Annotated in this window: 22 protein-coding genes, 1 pseudogene and 1 riboswitch; of the genes and pseudogenes, 11 read left to right on the top strand and 12 right to left on the bottom strand. The window is 34.5% G+C overall.

Annotation, left to right across the window (positions count from 1 at the left end; all coding sequences use genetic code 11):
- The first annotated feature begins 77 nt into the window (after positions 1-77).
- Together istA and istB are read left to right on the top strand one after the other, a co-directional pair.
- The gene (gene istA, locus MKY04_RS09855; RefSeq protein WP_221766347.1) at positions 78-1,622 is read left to right on the top strand and encodes an IS21 family transposase; all 1,545 of its coding nucleotides are present in this window, start codon (positions 78-80) and stop codon (positions 1,620-1,622) included.
- Entirely contained in the window at positions 1,622-2,374 is a 753-nt protein-coding gene (istB, locus tag MKY04_RS09850) for an IS21-like element helper ATPase IstB (RefSeq protein WP_126296391.1), read from the top strand. Before istA ends, istB begins: the two co-directional genes overlap by 1 nt.
- Before the next feature lie 162 nt (positions 2,375-2,536).
- Here the strand turns inward: istB and MKY04_RS09845 are convergent, their stop codons facing one another.
- Positions 2,537-2,731 carry a DUF6366 family protein gene (locus tag MKY04_RS09845; protein ID WP_126296031.1) on the bottom strand — a complete coding sequence of 65 codons (195 nt, stop codon included), beginning with the start codon at positions 2,729-2,731 and terminating at the stop codon, positions 2,537-2,539.
- Positions 2,732-2,993: 262 nt separating this feature from the next.
- Here MKY04_RS09845 and MKY04_RS09840 point away from each other — a divergent pair, with 262 nt between their 5' ends.
- Complete coding sequence (locus MKY04_RS09840) at positions 2,994-3,836, top strand: hypothetical protein (RefSeq protein ID WP_126296030.1); 843 nt, start codon at positions 2,994-2,996, stop codon at positions 3,834-3,836.
- A 150-nt stretch (positions 3,837-3,986) separates the two neighbouring features.
- The gene (locus MKY04_RS09835; protein WP_126296029.1) at positions 3,987-4,490 is read left to right on the top strand and encodes a DinB family protein; all 504 of its coding nucleotides are present in this window, start codon (positions 3,987-3,989) and stop codon (positions 4,488-4,490) included.
- Positions 4,491-4,791: 301 nt separating this feature from the next.
- On the opposite strand, the gene MKY04_RS09830 is transcribed toward MKY04_RS09835, so the two are convergent.
- The gene (locus MKY04_RS09830; protein ID WP_126296028.1) at positions 4,792-5,337 is read right to left on the bottom strand and encodes a TetR/AcrR family transcriptional regulator; all 546 of its coding nucleotides are present in this window, start codon (positions 5,335-5,337) and stop codon (positions 4,792-4,794) included.
- Between the two features lie 213 nt (positions 5,338-5,550).
- Here MKY04_RS09830 and MKY04_RS09825 point away from each other — a divergent pair, with 213 nt between their 5' ends.
- Genes MKY04_RS09825 through MKY04_RS09815 form a run of 3 tightly spaced genes read left to right on the top strand, consistent with a single transcriptional unit; the run spans position 5,551 to position 7,671 of the window.
- Positions 5,551-6,306 (top strand): carboxymuconolactone decarboxylase family protein, encoded by a 756-nt coding sequence (locus MKY04_RS09825; RefSeq protein ID WP_346235782.1) that lies wholly within the window; start codon positions 5,551-5,553, stop codon positions 6,304-6,306.
- A 56-nt stretch (positions 6,307-6,362) separates the two neighbouring features.
- Complete coding sequence (locus tag MKY04_RS09820) at positions 6,363-7,226, top strand: aldo/keto reductase (protein WP_126296026.1); 864 nt, start codon at positions 6,363-6,365, stop codon at positions 7,224-7,226.
- A 37-nt stretch (positions 7,227-7,263) separates the two neighbouring features.
- Positions 7,264-7,671 (top strand): cupin domain-containing protein, encoded by a 408-nt coding sequence (locus MKY04_RS09815; protein ID WP_346235781.1) that lies wholly within the window; start codon positions 7,264-7,266, stop codon positions 7,669-7,671.
- Positions 7,672-7,993: 322 nt separating this feature from the next.
- Here the strand turns inward: MKY04_RS09815 and MKY04_RS09810 are convergent, their stop codons facing one another.
- Positions 7,994-8,194 (bottom strand): cold-shock protein, encoded by a 201-nt coding sequence (locus tag MKY04_RS09810; RefSeq protein ID WP_036179813.1) that lies wholly within the window; start codon positions 8,192-8,194, stop codon positions 7,994-7,996.
- A gap of 255 nt (positions 8,195-8,449) precedes the next feature.
- A complete protein-coding gene (locus tag MKY04_RS09805; RefSeq protein WP_126296024.1) occupies positions 8,450-8,722 on the bottom strand; it encodes a DUF1033 family protein in 273 nt (90 codons plus the stop codon).
- A gap of 228 nt (positions 8,723-8,950) precedes the next feature.
- Here MKY04_RS09805 and MKY04_RS09800 point away from each other — a divergent pair, with 228 nt between their 5' ends.
- The 3 genes from MKY04_RS09800 (at position 8,951) to MKY04_RS09790 (ending at position 11,106) form a co-directional block, all read left to right on the top strand.
- Positions 8,951-9,229, top strand: coding sequence for an acylphosphatase (locus tag MKY04_RS09800; RefSeq protein WP_126296023.1), 279 nt, complete (start codon positions 8,951-8,953; stop codon positions 9,227-9,229).
- A 141-nt stretch (positions 9,230-9,370) separates the two neighbouring features.
- The gene (locus MKY04_RS09795; RefSeq protein ID WP_126296022.1) at positions 9,371-10,018 is read left to right on the top strand and encodes a 5-bromo-4-chloroindolyl phosphate hydrolysis family protein; all 648 of its coding nucleotides are present in this window, start codon (positions 9,371-9,373) and stop codon (positions 10,016-10,018) included.
- Entirely contained in the window at positions 10,018-11,106 is a 1,089-nt protein-coding gene (locus MKY04_RS09790; protein ID WP_126296021.1) for a toxic anion resistance protein, read from the top strand. Before MKY04_RS09795 ends, MKY04_RS09790 begins: the two co-directional genes overlap by 1 nt.
- Positions 11,107-11,158: 52 nt before the next feature.
- On the opposite strand, the gene MKY04_RS09785 is transcribed toward MKY04_RS09790, so the two are convergent.
- From MKY04_RS09785 to MKY04_RS09770, 4 genes are all read right to left on the bottom strand, one after another.
- Positions 11,159-11,356, bottom strand: a complete 198-nt coding sequence (locus MKY04_RS09785) for a DUF6501 family protein (RefSeq protein WP_126296020.1) — start codon at positions 11,354-11,356, stop codon at positions 11,159-11,161.
- A 339-nt stretch (positions 11,357-11,695) separates the two neighbouring features.
- Positions 11,696-12,430: an amino acid ABC transporter ATP-binding protein gene (locus tag MKY04_RS09780; RefSeq protein ID WP_126296019.1), complete on the bottom strand. Its 735-nt coding sequence runs from the start codon at positions 12,428-12,430 to the stop codon at positions 11,696-11,698.
- A gap of 21 nt (positions 12,431-12,451) precedes the next feature.
- On the bottom strand, positions 12,452-13,183 hold the full coding sequence (locus MKY04_RS09775) for an amino acid ABC transporter permease (protein ID WP_126296018.1): 732 nt from the start codon (positions 13,181-13,183) through the stop codon (positions 12,452-12,454).
- Between the two features lie 169 nt (positions 13,184-13,352).
- On the bottom strand, positions 13,353-14,204 hold the full coding sequence (locus MKY04_RS09770) for a transporter substrate-binding domain-containing protein (protein WP_126296017.1): 852 nt from the start codon (positions 14,202-14,204) through the stop codon (positions 13,353-13,355).
- 101 nt (positions 14,205-14,305) lie between these two features.
- Positions 14,306-14,492, bottom strand: a riboswitch (Lysine riboswitch).
- Positions 14,493-14,966: 474 nt separating this feature from the next.
- Here MKY04_RS09770 and MKY04_RS09765 point away from each other — a divergent pair.
- On the top strand, positions 14,967-15,947 hold the full coding sequence (locus tag MKY04_RS09765; protein ID WP_346235780.1) for an alpha/beta hydrolase: 981 nt from the start codon (positions 14,967-14,969) through the stop codon (positions 15,945-15,947).
- A 53-nt stretch (positions 15,948-16,000) separates the two neighbouring features.
- On the opposite strand, the pseudogene MKY04_RS09760 reads toward MKY04_RS09765, so the two are convergent.
- The 4 genes and pseudogenes from MKY04_RS09760 to MKY04_RS09745 all read right to left on the bottom strand — a co-directional run bounded on the left by MKY04_RS09760 (position 16,001) and on the right by MKY04_RS09745 (position 23,080).
- Positions 16,001-17,204 (bottom strand): annotated as a pseudogene (locus MKY04_RS09760) (ISL3 family transposase).
- A gap of 211 nt (positions 17,205-17,415) precedes the next feature.
- Positions 17,416-18,555, bottom strand: coding sequence for an IS110 family transposase (locus MKY04_RS09755; protein WP_346235219.1), 1,140 nt, complete (start codon positions 18,553-18,555; stop codon positions 17,416-17,418).
- 361 nt (positions 18,556-18,916) lie between these two features.
- The gene (gene odhB / locus MKY04_RS09750) at positions 18,917-20,173 is read right to left on the bottom strand and encodes a 2-oxoglutarate dehydrogenase complex dihydrolipoyllysine-residue succinyltransferase (protein ID WP_346235779.1); all 1,257 of its coding nucleotides are present in this window, start codon (positions 20,171-20,173) and stop codon (positions 18,917-18,919) included.
- A gap of 108 nt (positions 20,174-20,281) precedes the next feature.
- The gene (locus tag MKY04_RS09745) at positions 20,282-23,080 is read right to left on the bottom strand and encodes a 2-oxoglutarate dehydrogenase E1 component (RefSeq protein ID WP_126295592.1); all 2,799 of its coding nucleotides are present in this window, start codon (positions 23,078-23,080) and stop codon (positions 20,282-20,284) included.
- Positions 23,081-23,219 lie beyond the last annotated feature (139 nt).

Genomic DNA, 23,219 nt, shown 5'->3' with positions numbered 1-23,219 from the left:
GCAGTTGAAAAGTGAGCCACTTTTATATGAAAATAATCCTAACTTCATAGAGTTAGGAGCGTATAGAGGTGATTTCATTGGAAAAGAAACAGAGAGTGCTAATTGCCTTTCATCAAGATGATAAAAGTCAGCGTCAAATTGCGAAGGAGCTTGGTATTTCTCGGAATACTGTAAAAAAATATATTGAAGAGGATCTTGAAAAAAGAAAGCAAGATATTCGAGAACTACCTATTACAGATAACTATGTAACGCCTCCGTCGTATAAGAAACGAAAAGGCAATAAAAGAGCATTAACACCTACGGTGATGAAACGTATCCGAAAAATGTTAAAAGATAATGAGTATAAACGGCAACATCAGATGCACAAGCAACAACTAAAAATGATTGATATTCATGAAAAGTTATTAGATGAAGGTTTTGAAATTAGTTATACCACTGTTAGAAATTTTGTAAATAGTGAGGAGAAACGTCAAAAAGAAGTGTTTATTCGTCAAAAGGCAACTGCTGGTCATGAGATTGAATTTGACTGGGGTGAAGTAAAATTAATCATTGATCAAACATTACGTTCTCTTTCAATGGCGGTCTTTACCCTACCATATAGTAATGAAAGAATTGCATATTTATATGAATCCGAAACAATGGTGTGCGTACAAGATGCTCATGTAAAATGTATTGACTATTTAGGCTTTGTACCAGAAGTTTTTACCTACGATAATATGCGGACAGTTGTAAAGAACTTTATTGGGACTGAACGTGAGATTACCGATGGTATGAAAAATCTATCGATGCATTATCATTTTAAAATACGACTATGTGAACCGAGAAAAGGAAATCAGAAGGGGCATGTAGAGCGAAGTGTAGAATACATCCGCCGGAAAGCATTTGCCCATCGAGATACGTTTACAAGTCTAGAAGAAGCTCAGGCTTATCTAACAGAAATTATCATGAAATTAAACTCTCGTAAGCATTATAAGAAAAACCAAACGCACCATGAATTAATGCTAGAAGAGCGTATAGCTAGGCAAGTAAGCGCAGAAATTATTCCATTTGATGCCTCTGAGTTGTATGAATTTAGAGTGGACAAATATAGCACGATTACTTATAGACAAAATCGTTATTCTGTTCCAGAAGGACATGTTGGAGAATGGGTGAAAGTAAAAGCGAGTGCGGAAAAAATTCTTATTTTTAGTGAAAATGCCTGTATCGCGACACATAAGCGAAGTTGGCAGATCCATCAATGGATTATGGATATTTATCATTACTTACGTACATTTGAAAAGAAAAAAGGTGCATTGGCTCAAAGTGAATGTTTGAGTCAAGCACCAACAAAAATAAAAAAATTATACAAAGATTATTATATTGGAAATGAGCGAGATTTTCTAGAGTTACTTATTTATCTAAAAGAACATAACAATCTAGAAAAAGTCTTAGCAGCGATTGAACAACTCGAAAAGAACCCTATGGTTCAAATAACAACAGAAAAAATTATTTTCATAGCTAGTCAAGGCGAATACATCCATAAAACTGTACATTCCAAAAATGAGGTCACCACCCAATCTCTCGAAAATCTTTCAGCCATAACGGCGTTATTTGAAACGAAAAAGACAGGGGTGCTTCACTAATGGATAAAAGACAAGAAATGATTGAGATGTGCAAGGAACTTCGATTACCAAGCATTCGGGGATTTATTCAAGAAGATGATATGTGGAAACAATATCAGACAGCAGAAGATTTCTTATATCACGCACTAGTGCAAGAAATGGAAGATCGAGAAGTGCGAGCAAAAGCGAATCGCATTCGATCTGCAAATTTCCCTGAAAAGAAACTATTAACTGAATTAGAGTTTGAGAGATTACCGCAAAATGCGGCCTCTCGCCTCCCACATTTAAGGAAATTGGACTTTATTCAAGAAAAACAAAACGTCTTATTAATTGGCTCACCTGGAACAGGTAAAACCCATATAGCAATAGGTTTAGGAATTGAAGCTTGTTTGGCAGGATATAAAGTATTTTTTACAACGGTATCATCTCTAGTAAACCAATTAAAAGAGAGCCGTTCTGAAAGAACGTTACGTTCATTTGAACTGAAGTTTGAAAAATATGATTTAGTAATCATTGATGAATTAGGTTATATCTCCTTTGATAAAGAAGGAGCCGAGTTATTATTTACTCATCTTTCCCTTCGGGCAGGACGAGCATCCACCATCGTTACGAGTAATTTATCATTTGATCGATGGGAAGAAATATTTCATGATCCAGTTTTAACAGCAGCTTTAACGGACCGACTAACACATCGAGCATATATGGTAGACATGGTAGGACCATCTTATCGAATATTAGACACAAAGGAATGGTTGGAAAATAGTCAGGTTTAAGTGGCTCAGTTTTTAATTAATAAATGGCTCAATTTTTACTTGCGAAATACAATCGGGGGCAATTTCATAGTAAGAAACTCTTTGGCTCATTAAGCAAAACTCCTTTGATTTAGTAAAAAGTATTATACCCTTCAAGAACATCCGTGCCCATATGTGCGCCTTTTATTTGAAGAAAGATAAGTAGATTATGATACCTACTATTATTAAAAGGATGAGTATTCCTGTACCTTTCCACCCCATATCCCCAATTAAATCTTGAAGTCCTCCTCCACGAATACTTCCTGCCGGGTTTCTTTTTAATTCTTCTTGTCTTAGCCTTTCTCTTCTTTCTTCTGGAGTTTCTTTATCTATGTTCAATGATTACACCTCCACAAACATTTAACCATCATATTTACCTATTGAACTAACTGCCAGATCTTTAATGTTTCATAATCTTATTTACATTTTAACATAAATATCCAAATTACTTTCTCAATGTTATTCCAAAAGTTGAACTTACATAATAAAGAAGGCTAATTCTTGCAGAAGAATTGTGCTTTGATGTTGAGGAAAATAAAGGAAACTTAAAAGAAATAGCGAATCATGTTTATATACAATTAATTTCCAGGAGTGAATTTGAATGGATAATAGTATTAGAAAAATCTATGGGTCATATGAAATACCTGATGAAATTTATAAGCTATATGAATTAGAAAAAGAACTAAACGACATTGATTTATCACTTGATATGATAGGATTTCGCCCTAGCATTCATGATGATTCTTATTCAATTACCCCTCCAGATCTAATTCCTTTCGCAAACACTGGAGGCGATGGTATACATTTTGGTTTCTTGACTGATTTTGGCAGCGTACCTGCATTAACAGAAGCACCAATCGTTTGTGTAAGCCCTACAAACGATCCACCCATTCGGTATATGGCAAATAATATAAAAGAATTTTTTGATTTAGTATCGTCCGTTCCACACGCAGAAATGTTAGAAAGTATTTGGTCAAATCCTAATGAAGACTTTATCCAGGAAGTGAATTTTGAATTTTCCAGGGATATTTCCCCAGATTGGAAAGAAAAACAAACTAAGATCTCCGAATGTTTAAAAAACAAATATTTATCAAGCCAAGTGAGTATAGGTCATTACTTACAAAAGGTACAGAATGATCGTTCTAATTCCGTCTCCATTTCTACCTTGGATGGGTTAGGTGTAATAGGCAGCGAAGAAATTAATAACTCCTACAAAAAATATCAATTTGATTTTAATAAATCATTAGATGACAACGAACTAAAAAGAATGAAAGATTATTTAAATGATAGTAGTAGAATTGAAAAGCTTGCTTTTATACGCGATGCATTCTTTTCCTTCGTGTTAACTCCAGACTACGAAGAAAATCTCTTTTATTTGATTATTGAACTAATGCAATCTATGAACCTTCATGATGAAGTGCAAAGATTACGTTTAAGAGAGTAATTCGTGTTATTGAATCCAACCGCAGGATAAGGGTTGTATTAAAACAGGAAAAATTAAACTTTTTGTAAAGTTATAATCCTATTCCACTTAATGGAGAATATAATTAAACTAAAGATGTATAGAAAAAAGTTATTTTTGAGGAGGATTTTTATGTTCCAAACCTTAGAACATTTTTTGATATCTTGGAATTTTGAAGCTGATGCTACACAGAAACTACTAAATAATCTAACTGATGAATCACTTAAACAGGAAATAACATCGCAAAATTGGACTTTAGGACGTATTGCTTGGCATACGGTTACTGCTATTCGTATTATTACTTCAAATACAAACTTAACGTTCGAAGCTCCTAATAAAGATTATCCCGTACCTACTTCGGCTCATTTTATAGCGGACAGCTATCACCAAGCTAGTAGTGCATTTGTTCAGGCATTAAAAACACAATGGACTGACCATACAATGAATGAAGAAATTGAATTTTTAGGTCAACAAATTCCAAATGGTTCACTACTAATGTTTTTAATCCAACATCAAAGCCACCATCGAGGACAAATGACCGTTCTAATGCGACAGGCAGGTTTAGTTGTTCCAGGTATTTACGGTCCGTCAAAAGAAGAATGGGCTAAATTTGGTATGGAAGCCCCACAAATGTAGTTCAACAAAACAAGCCCAAATATTAAAATTTCTTTAATGTTTAATTTGTACCCAAAAGTTATTGAATCTATTTTAATATGCTTTTTTAAGATAGATTCCTTTCTTTTATAAGATGTTACTGATTATGACTATTATTATAGAGTGTTATTTAATATGGAAGATAAAGCAAATCACTACCTTAATATTATCAACGGTATGATCCAATAAAAAATGAACAAGCTGATTTTCTTTTGAACAATCAGCTTGTTTTAAATCGTTAAAAGAATACCCCCACACTTTAGCTAAAGTTTTTAGAGACCTTTTATAGATTCCTATCCAATAATATCCCCACTTGTTCTGCCACGACCTCAGTTGGTTCAGATAACCCATTATTGAACCACGCTTCTACTATCTCTACTATGGCTGCTCCAAAAAATTTAAGAATTAAATCCTTGCTTAAACCTTGATTTTTACCCTCGGTTACATTAACGTCGCTCTTTAATTCTTCAATGACAAAGTCTAAGAAGCGACTTCGAAACAAAGGGGCTCCTTTACTTGTTAACATGGTTGAAAAGAAAGTATAATTGCGTTCAAAATATTCAAACCAAATGAGGTTTCCCTCAGTATAACTTAATTCAGATGCTGATTGACACAGTATCCTTAATTCATTGATATGTTCTTCGATAAGTTTATCCAATAAGTCATATTTATCCAAATAATGAAGATAAATAGTTCTACGGCCAACATTTGCTCTGTCGGAAATATCCTGCATAGTTATTTCATCCAAATTTTTTTCAGACATCAGTTCAGTAAAAGCATTTTTTATTCCTTCCTGAGTTTTAATTATTCTTCTATCTACCTTAGTCATAACGAGAATCACCAAATTTCCTTATAATAATGCTCAATTTTAATGAAAATGTGTATAAATACACGAATCGTAAGCAATTGGTCATTGAAGACATACTCTTTCCTTTTATAATTATACACATATGAGTATTAATGCATATATGTAATTTTTCATACTTTAATGTCTATCCTCGAAACATCTTAAAGTATTTGAAATCGAACAGGAGGTTTGTTTATGGATCGTATTGAAAAGAGCAAGGAAAAGTTCAGTCAGCTATTTGGAGAGGAAGCAACTGGCGTACATAATACAGATCCTGATTTTCAGGAAATCCTGAACCACTTTATTTTTGGGGAAGTTTTTTATCAAGGTAATCTTGATGACAAACTTCGTGAGTTAATCACTTTAGTAGTACTCACTGTCAATCAAACATTGCCGCAGCTTAAAGCACATGTATACGCTGCGTTGAATGTTGGACTGACACCGGTAGAGATTAAAGAAGCTGTATACCAATGTGCTCCATATATTGGGTTTGCAAAAACTTTAAATGCTATTAATGAAGTCAATGAAGTTTATAAAGCGGAAAATATCGCTTTACCAACTAAAAGTCAAAAATCGGTAGATGAAGGTAATCGTTTTGAAAAAGGGCTAGCAGTTCAGGTAGAAATTTTTGGTGAAGTAATTGCAAAAATGCGGGAAAATGCTCCGGCAAATCAAAAGCATATCCAGGACTATCTTTCTGCTTTCTGTTTTGGAGATTTCTATACCCGTGGTGGACTTGATTTGAAGACACGTGAGTTGTTGACACTTTGTATCGTAAGTGCATTAGGTGGTGCAGAAGGTCAAGTGAAGGCTCATGTTCAGGGTAACGTAAATGTGGGCAATGACAAAGAACTATTGATTACAGCCATTACCCACTGTCTCCCATATATGGGGTTTCCAAGAACACTTAATGCATTAGCTTGTGTCAATGAAATTAATCCTGAAAATTAAGAATTGAAAATGACAATGTATTATAAAAAATTAAACAATGCAAAGGAGACAAAAATATGTTTAATGAAGTTACTAAATTATCAAATGGTGTAGAGATTCCTAAGTTAGGTCTTGGTACATGGCTGCTTGACGACGCACAGACAGCACAGGCAGTTCGTGATGCAGTAGCTATTGGATATCGTCATATTGATACCGCTCAGGCTTATATGAATGAAGCTGGTGTTGGTGAAGGAATCCGTTCTTGCGGAGTCGCAAGAGAAGAACTTTTCATCACGACAAAGGTAGCTGCGGAAGCTAAGACCTATGACGCAGTTACGCAGTCCATTAATGATTCTTTAGCAAAGATGGGATTAGATTACATTGACCTTCTGATTATCCACAGCCCACAGCCTTGGAATGAATTCCGTGAAGAGAATCGTTACTTTGATGAAAACAAAGAAGTATGGAAAGCAATGGAGGATTCATATAAAACAGGAAAGGTAAAGGCAATCGGTCTTTCCAACTTCCTACAAGACGATATAGAGAATATTCTTGAAAGCTGTGAAATCAAGCCTATGGTAAATCAAATATTAGTACATGTGAGTAATACTCCGTTTGAACTAATTGAATATTGCCAGAATAAAGACATACTTGTAGAAGCATATTCTCCAATTGCACACGGTGCGGTTCTTGATAATGCAGAGGTTAAATTAATAGCTGATAAGTATGGTGTATCTGTTGCTCAGCTTTGCCTACGTTATGATATCCAACTTGGTCTTGTAGTAATTCCTAAGACAGCAAAACCAGAACATATGAGAAACAATGCAGAGCTCGAATTTATTATTAGCGATTCAGATATGCAGACTCTAAATAATATAGAACGCATTCAGGATTATGGTGAGCATAGTTTCTTCCCGGTATTTGGTGGGAAATTAAAATAATTAGGTCATCAATTGGAAGTTAATTGGAGGAATGAAAATGGCAAAGCATGAAGAACTAAAAAATGGCGTTATTTTCCCAATCGGAGAAAAAAATGAAGCATTTGCACAATATTTTGTAGGGCAAAGTTATCTTAAAACATTAATTGCGGATTCAAAGGTAAATGTTGGTGTTGGAAATGTAACCTTTGAACCGGGCTGCAGAAATAACTGGCATATCCATCGTGATGGATTCCAACTTTTATTAGTAACTGGTGGCGAAGGTTGGTATCAGGAAGAAGGAAAACCTGCACAATTCTTAAAAGCTGGTGATGTTATTGTCACTCATGACGGTGTAAAACACTGGCATGGTGCTACAAAAGACAGCTGGTTTGAACACATTGCCATCACTGCAGGTACGCCTGTATGGTTAGAACCTGTTGATGATGAGACGTATAATAAATTATAAAACAACGCATCGAATCAATTGATTCGATGCGTTTACTTATTAGCAATGGGCGATTCAAAGAAAAGTGAGGAAACTTCCAAATCTCCCCTGCTGCTTGGGCGTTATCTACTTTTCTCACCTTAAAGTGAATTACTGTTTTTTCTTGCATTTAAAATTATATTATTAATTTTTCTTTTCGTAATATTTTAGTTTACATAATAATAATATAGTTAAATTGAAATCCAATATATTTAAATTGAATCTAATAGTTGTTAAAACAAAAAGAGACATCCCTAAAAAAGGATGTCTCGGATTAACGAATGAAGTTTTAATTAGCAATTAATTAAAGTTTAACAACGTTAGCAGCTTGTGGTCCGCGGTTGCCATCTACAACTTCGAATTCCACTTTTTGACCTTCGTCAAGAGTTTTAAAACCTTCGCCTTGGATAGCTGAGAAGTGTACGAATACGTCGTTTTCACCTTCAACTTCGATGAATCCAAAACCTTTTTCTGAGTTAAACCATTTTACTGTACCTTGTTTCATTTAAGAAAACCTCCAAAAAAATAAATGTTAACAATATGTGATTGTTTACCGAAATAAAAATTCACATATTACGAAGAGTACCGACTGTAACACCGATCACTCTTTGTAATATGTGAATCATTTGTACCCGGTCAAGCAATTTTATTGTTACTCTTAGTATACCATCATATTACAATTTGTCAAACACTTTATACAACCTTTTTTATAATTTTCTCTTATTTCTGTAAATTGATCGGTCTTACTATAGTATATTCCCTATTTTTCAATAATTATACCGTGATAAATTTGTAAATCATCATCACACGCTTCACAAAATTCGCATTCAGCATCTGTCCAAAATGCATAATACTTATCTTCTCTACTCGCTTCGTGTTCATATTTAGCACGAAATTTTTCTAAAATGGTATTTAAACCATCATTTAATTGCTCTTCTGTTTCATACTCATTTATAGATACAATGTTAGATTCCCAACCCTCGAATTGCCACCATGGTTCATAATCAGCTTTCATATATATTAATTTAAACATATAGCCACATATCCTTTCTTCAATATGTATTTTAGATAAAGACTATTTAATTGTCTATTTATACATTCTCGTATATTCTAAAATTACAGTATCTGTTAAACATTAAAAAAGCTAAATATCCCTATTATAGTTCCAATATAATACAATAACAATAAAAAAATTGTTTGTATTTGTTAAAGATTTTCTCTATTTTTAATGATTTACTTTAATTAAAAGGAGGATATTTTAATGAAACGAGCACATATTATTTTTTTCGGTGATGTTACGGGTACTGGCTACCGTTTTTTTATTAAACAAAAAGCAATTGAGCTCGGTTTAAAAGGATATTGTAAAATAAATCACCATAAACAAATTGAACTTGAAATTGAAGGAAAAAATAATTCTATCGATGAATTTTTGAAATTTGTTGAAAAAGGAGTAAGTTTACAAGCTAAATCAAATTCATTTACAGTTGAAATTTATGATGATCTAAAAGGATTTATTACGATGGATTCGGATATAGTATAACCTAGTTCTGTTCTACTTTTTGGTTATATTTATTTAAAGAAGCGTGAAAAAATTGTAAGATTTGAACTAGAAATCAACATTATAATGAAACTTTTTACCACAAATATACGTATTAGAAATATACAACTAGGAGGTACGAATATGCTTGGAGCTATGAATTTTATTACTCGACATGCACTTAACTTTTTATTTAGTTTTACAGTATTCGTTGTAACAATTATTAATTTTGAACTTGGCATTATTTTCGTGCCGATTATCACCCTTGCGACTTACTTTATTAGTAATAAGACGATAAAGGCAGTTCAAAAAATGAAAAAATCGAAAGAGCTAGGGCTTACACGCTCCGAATATAAACATATTGAAGCTCAGCTAAAAATTGCAAAAGGCCATGTGAATTCTTTAACTCAGCAATATGTTCGTGTTCGTTCTATTAGCTCTTTTAAATTATTAAATGAAATGACAAAACTTTCGAAACGAATCATTAATATCGTTCAGGCGAATCCACAAAAATTTTATTCTGTGGAAGATTTCTTCTACTCCCATTTACAATCTGCTGTTCAGTTAACAACTACGTATTCAATGTTAACACAGCAGCAACTAAAGGATATCGATGTTCATTTGGCATTAGAAGATACTCGTAAAACGTTAAAAGAGCTGCATGGAACAATGGAAGCAGACTTAAGATTAGCTCTTGAATCTGATTTAGAGTCTCTAAAAATTGAACTTGATTATGTAAAACACGAAAATGAAAAAAAACGTCAGCAAATTGAACTTTGGGGTGGCAAGTAATGACAGAAAATAAGAGCTCAAACAAATCCTTTGAAAACGCTTTAAACAAGGAGAGCTCTTTTTTTGTTAAAACAACATCTCCTACTTTCGCTGCGTTGAAATCCGAGCAACAATCGCATGCATTAATGCTCGCCAGTAAACTTGATATCTCTGATTATGAAAACGTTCTTCAATTTGGAGCAGAAGTCCAGCAAACATTAAAAAATTTTACACATAATATGCTTGTTACTGTTCAAAGAAATGATACTTCCCCAATTCGTGAGATACTTAATAAATTAATGGAGCAATTAGAACAAATTAATCCTGAAGATTTAATTGAAAATAAGAAAGGTTTTTTCAGCAATATTTTTAAACGCCAAAAGTCATCTATTCAAGAACTGATTTCACAATATAACCGTCTCAGCAAACATATTGATAGATTAAGCATTCAATTACAACATGCGCAAAAAGGGCTTTTAGCTGACTTAAATATGCTCAATGAAATGTATCAATTAAATGAAGATTATTTCCATAATATCAACATTTATATCGCTGCTGGTGAATTGAAAAAGCAAGATTTATTAAATAATGTGCTGCCTCAAGTGGAACAATCAGTTGTCGAATCAAAAAATCTAATGGACAAACAACGTCTAGTTGACTTAAAAAATTCAATTGAATGGTTAGATAAACGACTATATGATTTGCAAATATCACGTGAAATTGCTATTCAAGCAGCACCACAGATTAGGCTTATCCAACATACAAATCAAATGTTAGTAGAAAAAATCCAAGCATCCGTAATGTCAACAATTCCATTATGGCAATCACAAATATCGATGCTCATTCAAATTAACAATCAAAGACGTGCAAATATGGCAAGTGGGCGTTTGATGGAAGCCCATGATAGTATGATGAAAAAGAACGCAAAAATGATAGAAGCTACAGCAGCTGATTCGAAAAAATACAAAACCCTAACACATGAAGATATTGATTCATTTAAAGAAACACAATTACAACTAATTGAATCTATTGAGGATACTTTACGTGTACAAGCAAAAAGCAACGAACAACAAGCTTTTATTGAAGCAAACATTACACATTTTAAATAAAGAAATAAAAAAAGACGCAATGACTCAAAATTGAGTATGCGTCTTATATTTTCTATTCAAAATAATCTTTATAATAACCACCGACGTTTCCTGTGTTGTCGATTACAAAAAGAAACTCTTCAGTTTCATTTTTCACTTCATATTCTTTTCCAACAGTTAAGACATTTGAAACTAAATATTTTTCAGCATTTGTGTTTACACACTTAACTTTACGAATTGTTGGAGCATCTTTCCATTTTAAATTCAACATACAATTAACCTCACTTTAAACTTTGTATCATGTCGTTTTATTATATACGATTTCAGCTTTTTTGTGGAAATAAATCTAATATTTCACCAAATGTTATTTACTGTTTTTTTCATTACTATATAATGATACCATATATTTAAAAGGAGTGTTTACATATGCCCATGTCCTTCGGCGGCGTTCCAATGTGGTTTTTTATAATTGCTATCATTTTTGCAATTGTATTCATTGTTATATCAGAATGGAATTCAAGAAGTTAACCATTCTATAGTTCATATCAACTTAAGGTTAATTTATTATAAAAAAGATAAATCCCATTATATTGGAATTTATCTTTTGAAATTATTTTAGAGTACGTTTTAAAAACTCTTTCGTTCTATCATGTTTTGGATTTACAAGCACCTGATCAGGATGCCCTTCTTCAACGATAACCCCTTTATCCATAAAGACAATTCGGTCGGAAACTTCTCGTGCAAATTCCATTTCATGCGTTACAATTAGCATTGTATTCCCTTCATCTGCTAGTTTACGCATTACTTTTAACACTTCCCCTACCATTTCTGGATCTAGTGCTGAAGTAGGTTCGTCAAATAACATTACTTCTGGATCCATTGCAAGAGCTCTAGCTATTGCTACTCGCTGTTTTTGACCACCAGATAGCTGTCTTGGCTTTGCATTAATATACTGGTCCATCCCAACAATTTTTAAGTATTTTAACGCATTTTGTTTTGCTTCTTCCTTAGAGCGTTTTAATACCTTTTGTTGTCCAACCATACAATTTTTTAGCACATTATGATTATCAAACAAATTAAACTGCTGGAACACCATTCCTAAGTGTGTACGATATTTTTTAATATCATGTTTTTCATTTAGAATATTTTCGCCATTGTATATAATTTCTCCACCACTTGGCACCTCTAAGAGATTAATACAACGTAATAATGTTGACTTCCCTGAACCTGAAGAACCGATTAGACAAACGACTTCCCCTTTATTCACTGTAAAGTTTACATCGCGCAGTACTTCATGATTGCCAAATGATTTATTCAAATGTTTGATTTCAATTACTTTTTCCATCATTTTTATCTCCTTACGCGATTAAAGCATTTGTTCTTCTCTTCGTTGTTCTACTTTGTATGCATCCTGACCATCCATCTTCTTTTCGATAATGCGCAAGATTCGAGATGCAACAAATGTCATAATTAAATACATAATACATGTAATCACATATGATTCTGCAAAACGGAAATTCGCTCCAGCGATTGATTTCGTAGTAAAGAATAATTCAGTAACACTAATAACACTTAACACTGCCGAGTCTTTAATGTTCATAATTAATTGGTTCCCTGTAGCGGGAAGAATATTGCGGAATACTTGAGGTAAAACGATATGAATCATTGTTTGCAAGTGACTCATTCCAATCGCCTCAGCTGCCTCGTACTGCCCTTTATCAATAGACACAATTCCCCCACGGACATATTCAGCCATATATGCACCCGTATTTAAACCTACAACAACGATTGCTGCAACAAAGCGATCCATTTCATATCCATAAGAAGCGATACCATAGAATACAACCATTGCTTGTACAATCATTGGTGTACCACGGAAGATTTCAACGTAAACAGTTAATAGGAAGCTAAAGATTTTTAAGATAATTGACTTAAACGACCTTTTACGAAGAGGAATTGTATGCATAACACCAATAAATAATCCGATAAGAGCACCAATAATTGTACTAATAATTGCTATTAGCAACGTCATATATGCGCCACGTAAATAACTTGGCCAATTCTCTTGTAGAATTGAGAGTATTATATCAAAACTCATAAATATCCTCCTAAACTAATACACAACGAATGTTGTTAAGAAAAGCGTAAGCGCCCCGCTTAGCCCCGAAAGGCGCTGGAGCTAGACATCTTCAAAAGTTTTTATACTTTCTTATTAAGTAAAAAAGTTATCACTGGCCTAAAAATAGACCAGTGATAAGTTCACTGCGTTATTGAGCAGCAGGTTGGTTAGCAATTGCTTGATCCATAATTTCTTGACGTTCTTCTTCAGAAATTCCAGCTAACACTTCGTTAATTTTTGCTAAGCTTTCATCACCTTTGCGTAAACCAATAGCAACTGAAACATCTGCTGGATCTACTTCAAAACCTTCTTCAAGTTCTACAAAAGTAAAGTTTTCATTTGCAGCAGTAGATGAAACAGCCTCTGGTCGTTCAGCAACATAACCATCAATTACACCTGATTCTAAAGCAACACGCATATGAGAAAAACTTTCCATAGCAGTTTCTTTTTGAACATTAGGAATTTGATCGATTACAGCATAATTTGTTGTGTTTAACTGAGAAGTGATTTTAGCTCCTGCAAAATCATCTAAACTTTTAGCTTCTGCATATTTGCTATCTGCTTTTGTAACAATAACGAAATTACTAGTATAATAGTTTTCAGTGAAATCAATTACTTCAGCACGTTCTGGAGTCGGACTCATACCAGCTATAATCGCATCGATAACATTTGATTCTAATGCAGGTAATAAACCGTCCCATTCAGTTTTTACAATTACTAATTCTTTACCTAAAGCATCTGCTACACGTTTAGCGATTTCAACATCATAACCGCCGGCATATTCTTCTGAACCTTGAATTTTAACAGCGCCGTTCGAATCATCTTGTTGAGTCCAGTTGAACGGTGGGTAAGCTGCTTCTAAACCAACTTTCAAAACCTCCTTTTCTTCTGTTGAATCAGAAGATGATGCAGTATTTCCTTCTTCTTCTGAAGTACCACACGCTGCAAGAACCATAATCGCAAATAGTGCAGTTATTAAAAGTTTTAGCTTTTTTGACATATCCATCTCTCCTTACTTATCATCTACTAAGGTATACAAAAAGCGACCTAAGATGAACTCAGGTCGCCTATATACAATAGCCCAAATCCTCTTTCGTTCCCGTTTGAGATAGCACACCTCAGTTGGTTTGGGAGAACCAGCTGAGACAGTCCTGCAGTTATTCACTGCAGACCCAGCATGAAGTAGTGAGCCTACTTTCATACTTCGGCGATATTTCCTTCTTTCTTAGATCATTGTTCGCTCTATACTCCCTAAGAAACTAATAAATAACGCACCTCTACCTCACTCGTAAACGTGAGGCATTCATATTAAATTTCTATTAAAATAGTACTATAGGAATAAGATGATGTCAACACGCATTTTTTAGACAATAGCATTTTACTAAAAGTCCCAATTTAAAGTAAATCTAAGTAATTATACTGCTAACCTATTTAGATTTTAATAAATACAATACAGAAAAATAAGTAGTTTTCTAAGTTTTTTTCAATTGACCGTTACAACAAAGCAGCTTTCTTTTTAATAATATAGGTCTTCTGAATAAACCTTTTCCCAAAATCATTAATACATATACTCATTCAAAAAAATAAGGCTTCATTTTATTGTTATAATCTAGATTCTTTTTAGATTGAATGCAACCTATTTGATAAGTTACAAGAATGTCTTAGTTAGGACAAACATATAATCTAATAGATAATTATGTCTTTGGCATAATTGCGTTAGACAAGAGTTTAACTATCAATTATTTTGAAAGGAGATTTGTTAATGCGTAATCGCGAAAGAGTAATACCAGAGCTATTGGAAGTACTGGACAATTTTCCGGAACTAAGTTTGGAACAAGAAATAATACCACAAGTAAGAGAGGCTATGAAGAATGGAAATGAGCCTGTTGATCAAACTGATGTTTCAATCGAAGTTATTGCAATTCAAGCATATGATAACGAAGAAATTAATGTGCGAGTTTATAAACCTAGAAAATTAAATGGTGATTTACCTGGTTTATTATGGATTCACGGTGGTGGTTATGTCTTAGGTGCAGCGGAATCTGACGACGCACTATGTGTAAGATATGTAAAGGATATAGGCTGCATCGTTGTCTCAGTAGATTATCGTTTAGCACCAGAGCATTCATACCCAACACCTCTCGAAGATTGTTATAGTGCATTATGCTGGATGGTAAATAATGCTGAACTATTATCTATAGATATTAATAAAATTGCTGTTGCTGGTAACAGTGCAGGCGGTGGGTTGACTGCTGCATTGACTTTACTTGCTAGAGATCGAAAGTTTCCGAAAGTACATGTTCAATTGCCTTTATATCCAATGATTGATGATTCAAATAATACACCATCCGCCAACGAAATTACAGAAGGCATGATCTGGAATCAACAATTGAACGATTTGGGTTGGAAATTATATTTAGGTAAATTATACGGGTCTGATAATATTCCACCTTATGCGGCTCCAGCAAGGGCAACAGATTATTCCAATTTACCATACACATATACCTTTATAGGCCAATTGGATCCTTTCAGAGATGAAACATTAACATATGTTACAAAATTAGCTCAAGCTGGTGTTGATGTTGAATTCCATTTGTATCCTGGCGCTTATCACGCATTTGAAAGTTTAAATCCACATTCATCTGTTGCACAATATGCAATGAACGAGTATATAAATGCAATTAAAATTGGATTTGATCGAATTTCAGGTAGTTTAAAAGAAGCGAAAGAAACGACAGCTTAAAAATCGGTTCTATGTCAAATGTTGGGGTGAAGTGATATTACACGGCACCCCGATTATCCTAAATGAACCCCAATTTTCTTATATAAATTATTTAATAAAATTTTCGCTTTAAAGTGTTCATAGCTTCTAAAACCATAAGCATTGCGCTTCAAAACTTTTGATTTATTATTAATTCCTTCTAAAAAACCATTTGAATATCCAAAACTTAAACTATTTAAAATTTCAACTTGCCAATTTTTTAGCGTTTGAATAGCCTTTAAAAATGCCGGAATATTTGCTTCTTCTACCTTTCGGTAAAAGGCTTCTAATCTTTTTTTTATTTCTATCAAATCATTTGAAGTTTTTGCCCAATCAAACCATTCGCAGTAAGCTTCTTTTAATTCATAGGCTTGCTTTAGTTCCTTCGACATTCCTATGTAACGATTTAAGTACCAACGATTCGTTTCTGTTAACTTATCAAATCGTTTATATAGTACGTGACGCATTTTCTTACATTTCTTTCGATCATATGCATGCCATTCTTTTTGAACATTTCGACGTACTTCATCTAGTGCCCAGTAAATATAACGACAATAATGAAAGCGATCCGCAATAATAATCGGGCGATTTAACGCCTTCCTAACTGCTGCTTTAAAGCTTGGATTCATGTCCATAACCACAATTTCTACATCTGCACCGTATTTCATCAAGTAATCCTTAATGGTTTCTTTTCTACGATTTGGTAAAATATCAATTGGTTCATGTGTTTCCGCATTGGCAATAATTAATTGATAAGTTCCCGCATCGGTATCTGCTTTATATTCATCAATCGCGATACATTTTGGTAAATGAACCCCTTCATTTAATTGTTCCTTTACTACTTCTTTAAAGCGACGAATCACTGTTGAGCTTGATGTACCAAGTACTTCAGCTGCTTCTTTAAATGTTTTTGCCTTTTCGTACAACTTGATTCCATTCTTTCGAGAAACGTTGATATTTATCCACGAAAGGGGATTTTTCTGAAAAACGTTTCCCACATTGGCATACATAACGACGACGTTTATAAAAAAGGACGGTTAATCGTTCAAACCATTTTAAATGATTAATTTTTTGAATTCGATAATCATGGACTTTTGATGTTATATTCTTGCATGCTGGACATTGATGTTCTTTTTTTGGTATGGAAACGTGTAGAACAATACGTTCCCCCATCTCCTCCACCTTATGAACAGTTACACCTTTTAATCCTGGAATATTCATGTTAAAATTCATTTGCACGTATCACCTTTCATTGCTTGTTTCTCGACAATTCAAGTATATAGAAATCGGTGATTACGTGCTTTTTTCTGTGAAAATAATTAATCCCTTCGGTCTTTGAATACTATTAATCAAATATGTTTATTCTTAAATTGACCGAAAAAAGCCAATAAGAAAGCAGAGCTACCTGTTGTGGGGTAACTTTGTATATTACTTTTTGGTTTTGGTTAAGTTATGACATTTGGGGTTCTTTATAAGGCTCCTTGTTTAATAACATGGAGTAAATAACCCGAAGCATTCGATGCGAGATCGCAACGAGTGCTTTTTTCTTTCCTCTTCGTGCTGCTAATGACCAATATTTGTTTGCCAGCCATCGATTTCGACTTCTTGAAACAGCCCACGCTGCTTCACACATAGCGGATTTTATATGAGGATTTCCTTTCACTGTACGTGTACTCTTCCTTTTCCCAGCACTTTCGTGATTCCCTGGTGAAACTCCTGCCCATGATGCAAGATGTTGAGATGTCGGGAACTGTTCCATTTCTACTCCTATTTCTGCAATAATTACAGCTGCAGTATCTTTACTTATTCCTGGTATGGTAATTAACAACTGTAGTTCTTCTTGATAATTTTGAAGTAGTTGATCCACCCGTTCTTCGATTTCTGAAATTAAGGTTTCTAAGTATTGAATATGTTGCCAGGACTGACGAATCAGGAAGATTTGATGCTCATTTATTGTTCCAAATAAGGAATCTGTAATCCATTGCTTTTTCGGAATCAACTTCCCATGAATATCTTTTTCTACATCCGTTTCGTCGACATAGCCTTGTTCAATTAATCGATTTAATAGTTTTCGACCTGATACACCAAATACATCCGAGATTACTGTACTTAGTTTGACATTTGAACTTTCTAATACCTTTTGGATTCGATTTTTCTCTGAAACTAAATGACTAATCCACTTTTTACGTAGTCTCGTTAAATCTCGGAGTTCACGAATATTTACAGGGGGAACAAAGCTCTTTTCTATCAAACCATGACGTAATAACTTCGCTATCCATTCTGCATCTGAAACATCTGTTTTTCTTCCGGGTACATTTTTAATTCGCTGGGCATTAGCTAACGTGATATCAAAGAAATCTTCTAAGATGTTAAATACAGGTTTCCAATACACACCCGTACTTTCCATTGCAATATGTGTAACTTCATGTCCCTCTAACCATTTTAAAAGCCTAAATAAATCTTTTGTGAGTGTTGGAAATGTTTCGGTCTCTATATACATTTCGTCTTCATGATTACCTTTAATAACACAAGCTACAATCGTTTCTGAATGTACGTCTAAACCTGCACACTTCTCAATAAATACTTCCATGAAATCACTCCGATTCATTAAGATCACAAACAGTGAGTGAATTTGAAGATAAGCATTTTTCTGTACGTAGTCATCCTACTATCAAGTGGAGCTAACAAAGGGTTGAACACCAAATTCACTCAAACAGTTTATTTTACAGGGTCAAAGCCACCAAAAAAAGCCACGTCTTACATCCTGTTTGTGTCATTACCATTATGAACCGAAGGTACTTATTTTCATGCCAGGGTTGGGTGTAAAAAACTCATGATTGTTTATTTATGAAATTTTTTCAAACCCCAACAAATATTATAGAGCCTAAAAATCAAGAACTTAAGGCATTATAAAAAACCTAGCGAGTTGTCGCTAGGTTTTTTAAATATTATTATGAATTTAAAAGTAAATCTTCTGGGTTTTCGATTAATTCTTTAACTGTTTTTAAGAAGCCAACAGAATCTTTACCATCGATAATGCGGTGGTCATATGAAAGAGCCACATACATCATTGGGCGGATTTGTACTTCCCCATTTACAGCAACTGGACGGTTTACAATCGAGTGCATACCTAAAATACCAGCTTGTGTACCGTTCATGATAGGTGTAGACATTAATGAACCAAATACTCCACCGTTAGTGATTGTGAATGATCCACCAGCCATATCGTTTAAACCTAATTTTTTGTCGCGTGCTTTTTGTGCTAAATTAGCGATATCTTTTTCGATTTCAGCAAAGTTTTTGCTGTTTGCATCGCGAACTACTGGTACTACTAAACCTTCTTCAGTTGAAACCGCGATACCGATATCGAAGAAGTTATTTAAGTGAATTTCATCACCTACGATTTGTGCATTTACGTATGGGTATTTTTTAAGTGCCGCAACAACAGCTTTTGTGAAGAATGACATGAAACCAAGTTTGATGTCGTTTGCTTTCACGAACTCTTCTTGTTTACGTTTACGTAATGCCATAATGTTTGTCATGTCAATTTCATTGAATGTTGTTAACATCGCAGTTGATTGTTTTACTTCTAGTAAACGTTTAGCAATCGTTTGACGACGACGGCTCATTTTTTCAATTGTTACACGATCAGAATTAGCTGCTGGTGTGAATACCACTGGACCACCTGTTGTTGGTACTACTGGTGCTGCTGCAGCTGCTGGTGCAGTACCATGAGCAGCAACGTCTTGTACACGTACGCGACCTTGTGGATCAACTGGAGAAATTGCAGCTAAGTCAATTCCTTTTTCACGTGCTAGTTTACGTGCTGCTGGTGAAGCTACAACACGGTCATTAGAAGTTTCTTCTACAACAGGAGTTGCAGCAGGTGCTGGTGCAGCAGCTTGAGCTGGTGCTGGTGCAGCTTCAGCTTTTGGCGCTTCTTCTGCAGCTTGAGGTGCAGGAGCTGCTCCTTCTCCAGCTTCTACAACAGCAATTACTTGTCCTACAAGAACTGTATCGCCTTCTTCAGCAAGAACTTGAGTTAAAACTCCAGCTTCTTCTGAAATGATTTCTGCATTTACTTTATCAGTTTCTAATTCAACGATGAATTCGCCTTTTTCAACGCGATCACCAACTTTTTTCACCCACTGGGCAATTGTACCTTCTGTAATTGATTCTGCTAATTCAGGGACTTTAATTTCAGCCACTTTAATATCCTCCTTTGAATATCATGTGTACCCAGAGTTTGGGTACACATGGCATCGCTACCGGCTAACAGTAGACAATTTTAATAAATGATTGAAATAGAATTGTTATTATGCAAGAGCTTCGTCAATGACTTTTGCTTGTGCAATTTTATGTGAATCCATGTCACCTTCAGAAGTTGAAGACATTTCTGGACGTCCAACATATTTAATTTTCTTACCATCAGCCAAGTCTAATAAATATTCTAACACATATTTCCAAGGACCTTGATTTTTAGGCTCTTCTTGTACCCAAACAATTTCTTTTACATTCGGGAACTTCGCGATGATATCAGATATTTTTTGTGATGGGAATGGATAAAGCTGTTCAACACGTACAATATGAGTATTTTCAAAGCCTTTACCATCTTGTACTCGATCAGCTAAGTCAATTGTTACTTTACCAGATGCTAGTAAAATCCGTTCAACTTTTTTCGGATTTGTACCTAAACCTGGTTGTTCAATTACTTCTTCAAATTTGCCTTCTGATAATTGTTCTAATGTAGCCGCAGCTAATGGGTGACGAAGTAATGATTTTGGTGAAACTACAACTAATGGTCTAATTGCTTCTGTACCTAGCATTTTAGCTTGGCGTCGAAGTAAATGATAGTAGTTTCCAGCATTTGAACAGTTTGCAACAATCCAGTTATTTTCTGCAGAAAGTTGTAAATAACGTTCTAAGCGTGCAGATGAATGCTCTGGGCCTTGTCCTTCAATAGCATTTGGCAATAATAGAACTAATCCAGATTTTTGACCCCATTTAGAGCGTGCTGCAGAAATAAAGTTGTCGAACATAACTTGTGCCATATTAGCAAAGTCACCGAATTGAGCTTCCCAAATAGATAATGCTTTCTCGTTTTCTAAGTTATAACCATATTCATATCCTACAATTGCTGCCTCAGTTAATGGTGAGTTATATACAGCAAATGAAGCTTTAGAACCTGAAATATGGTGCAACGGAGTATATTCTGAGCCATTATTTTTATCATGTAATACTAAGTGGCGTTGTGAGAATGTACCACGTTGAGCATCTTGACCAGTCATACGGATTGGATTGCCGTCTCTTAAAATTGTTGCAAATGCTAATGTTTCAGCATGACCCCAATCAATTTTACCTGTGTCTAATGCTTCAACACGTTTCTTTAAGATTTTTGCTAATTTATTTTGTGGTTCAAAACTTTCAGGCCACGCAAGTAGGTCTTCATTGATTTGAACTAATTCTTCTTTTGAAACTGCTGTTTCTACTTCTGGGTAGTCGTTTTTCACAGCTTCAGGCATTTCAATTTCAAAATGTCCTTTTTCTGCACCAACCGCTTTAACATGATCATAAGAAGCCTGCATTTCAGCATAAATTTCTTCATCAAGTTTTTTCACTTGTTCTTCAGAAACAACGCCTTCTTTTGCTAATTGCTCACCATACATAGCGCGCACAGTAGGATGACTTGTTACAATTTTATATGTTAATGGGTTTGTTACAGTTGGATCATCAGTTTCATTATGTCCGAAACGACGGTACCCAATTAAGTCTATTAAAATATCTTTGCCGAATAGCTGGCGATATTCGAATGATAAGTGGGCAACTTGTACAACAGCTTCTGGATCATCAGCATTTACGTGGATAACAGGAATTCCATATCCTTTTGCTAAATCAGTTGTATAGTGAGTTGAACGTGAATCAGTGTGCTCAGTTGTAAATCCAATCATGTTGTTAGAAATGATATGAATTGAACCGCCTGTTGAGAAACCACTTGTATTTGCATAGTTAAAAGTTTCTTGAACGATACCCTCACCTGCAAATGCAGCATCACCATGAACAAGAACTGCTAATGCTTTGCTAGCATCTTGTGATGGTAATCCAGGTTTTGTAGTATCCTCTTGAGCTGCACGTGTAGAACCAGTAATAATTGGGCTTACAACTTCTAAGTGTGATGGGTTATAAGCTAATTTTACTTTCATTCCTGATTTTTTTGTATGAGTAGCACCCATGTGATATTTCACGTCACCAGTCCAACCTTTAGAAATTTCTAAAGATCCGTCTTCTGGGAAGAAGTAGTCGTTCGGTACGTGTGCAAAATCAGCGAACATCATATCGTATGGTTTATTAACAACGTGAGTTAAAACATTTAAACGTCCACGGTGTGCCATACCGATTTGTAGGTAATTCATTTTTTCTTTGTCAGCAGCTTTTACAATTTCATCTAGTAGTACGACTAAAGTATCTAAACCTTCTATAGAAAATCGTTTTTGTCCAACGAATGTTTTATGGATGAATTTTTCGAAATCTTCTACTCGAGTTAATCGTTCTAATAACGCTTTTTTCTCTTCATTTGTTAAGCTGATTTTAGACTTGCCAGACTCAATTTTATCTTGAATCCATCGGCGTTCTGCATCATCGACATGAGAATATTCGTAAGCAATTTTCCCAGTGTAAATTGAACGAAGATAGTCGATAGCTTGTTTTCCGTTGGTAACGTTTACAGGAACATTATTAAAGAATAATGAAGCAGGCAACGAAACTAGATCAGCTTCAGTTAAATCATAAGATGCTAAATCAATTCGAGATGTATCTAATTGACGATCTTTTAGAGGATAAACATCCGCAGCTAAATGTCCTTGAGAACGGATTGCTTCTGCCAATTGAACAGCAGCAAATACTTTTTTCAAATTACCTGGTTGGTAACTTGCACCTTCTGCTCCACCTTGCTCTCCTTCAGTAAATGGAGAACCGAATTGTTGGAATAGTGCAACTAGTTCTGGTTCTACTTGTTCTGGAGATTGTAGAAATAAATCATATTGCTCCATAACATAGCCTAAGTTAGGACCAGAGAATGCTGACCAAGGGGAACCAGCAAATAATACATTGTTCGACATGAGAATAACCTCCAAATTTTGCCCTAGGGCAGTTCCATTGTTGTTTTACTAAAACATTATTTCATATTTTGCCATTCTTCGACAATATAAAAAGACATACTTTATTAGTGAAGAACGTTTTTTTCCATTTCAATCTTAC

The organism is Lysinibacillus telephonicus (genome assembly GCF_039654155.1).
Lineage (GTDB): Bacteria > Bacillota > Bacilli > Bacillales_A > Planococcaceae > Ureibacillus > Ureibacillus telephonicus.
This window is presented reverse-complemented; position numbering and strand designations above follow the sequence as displayed.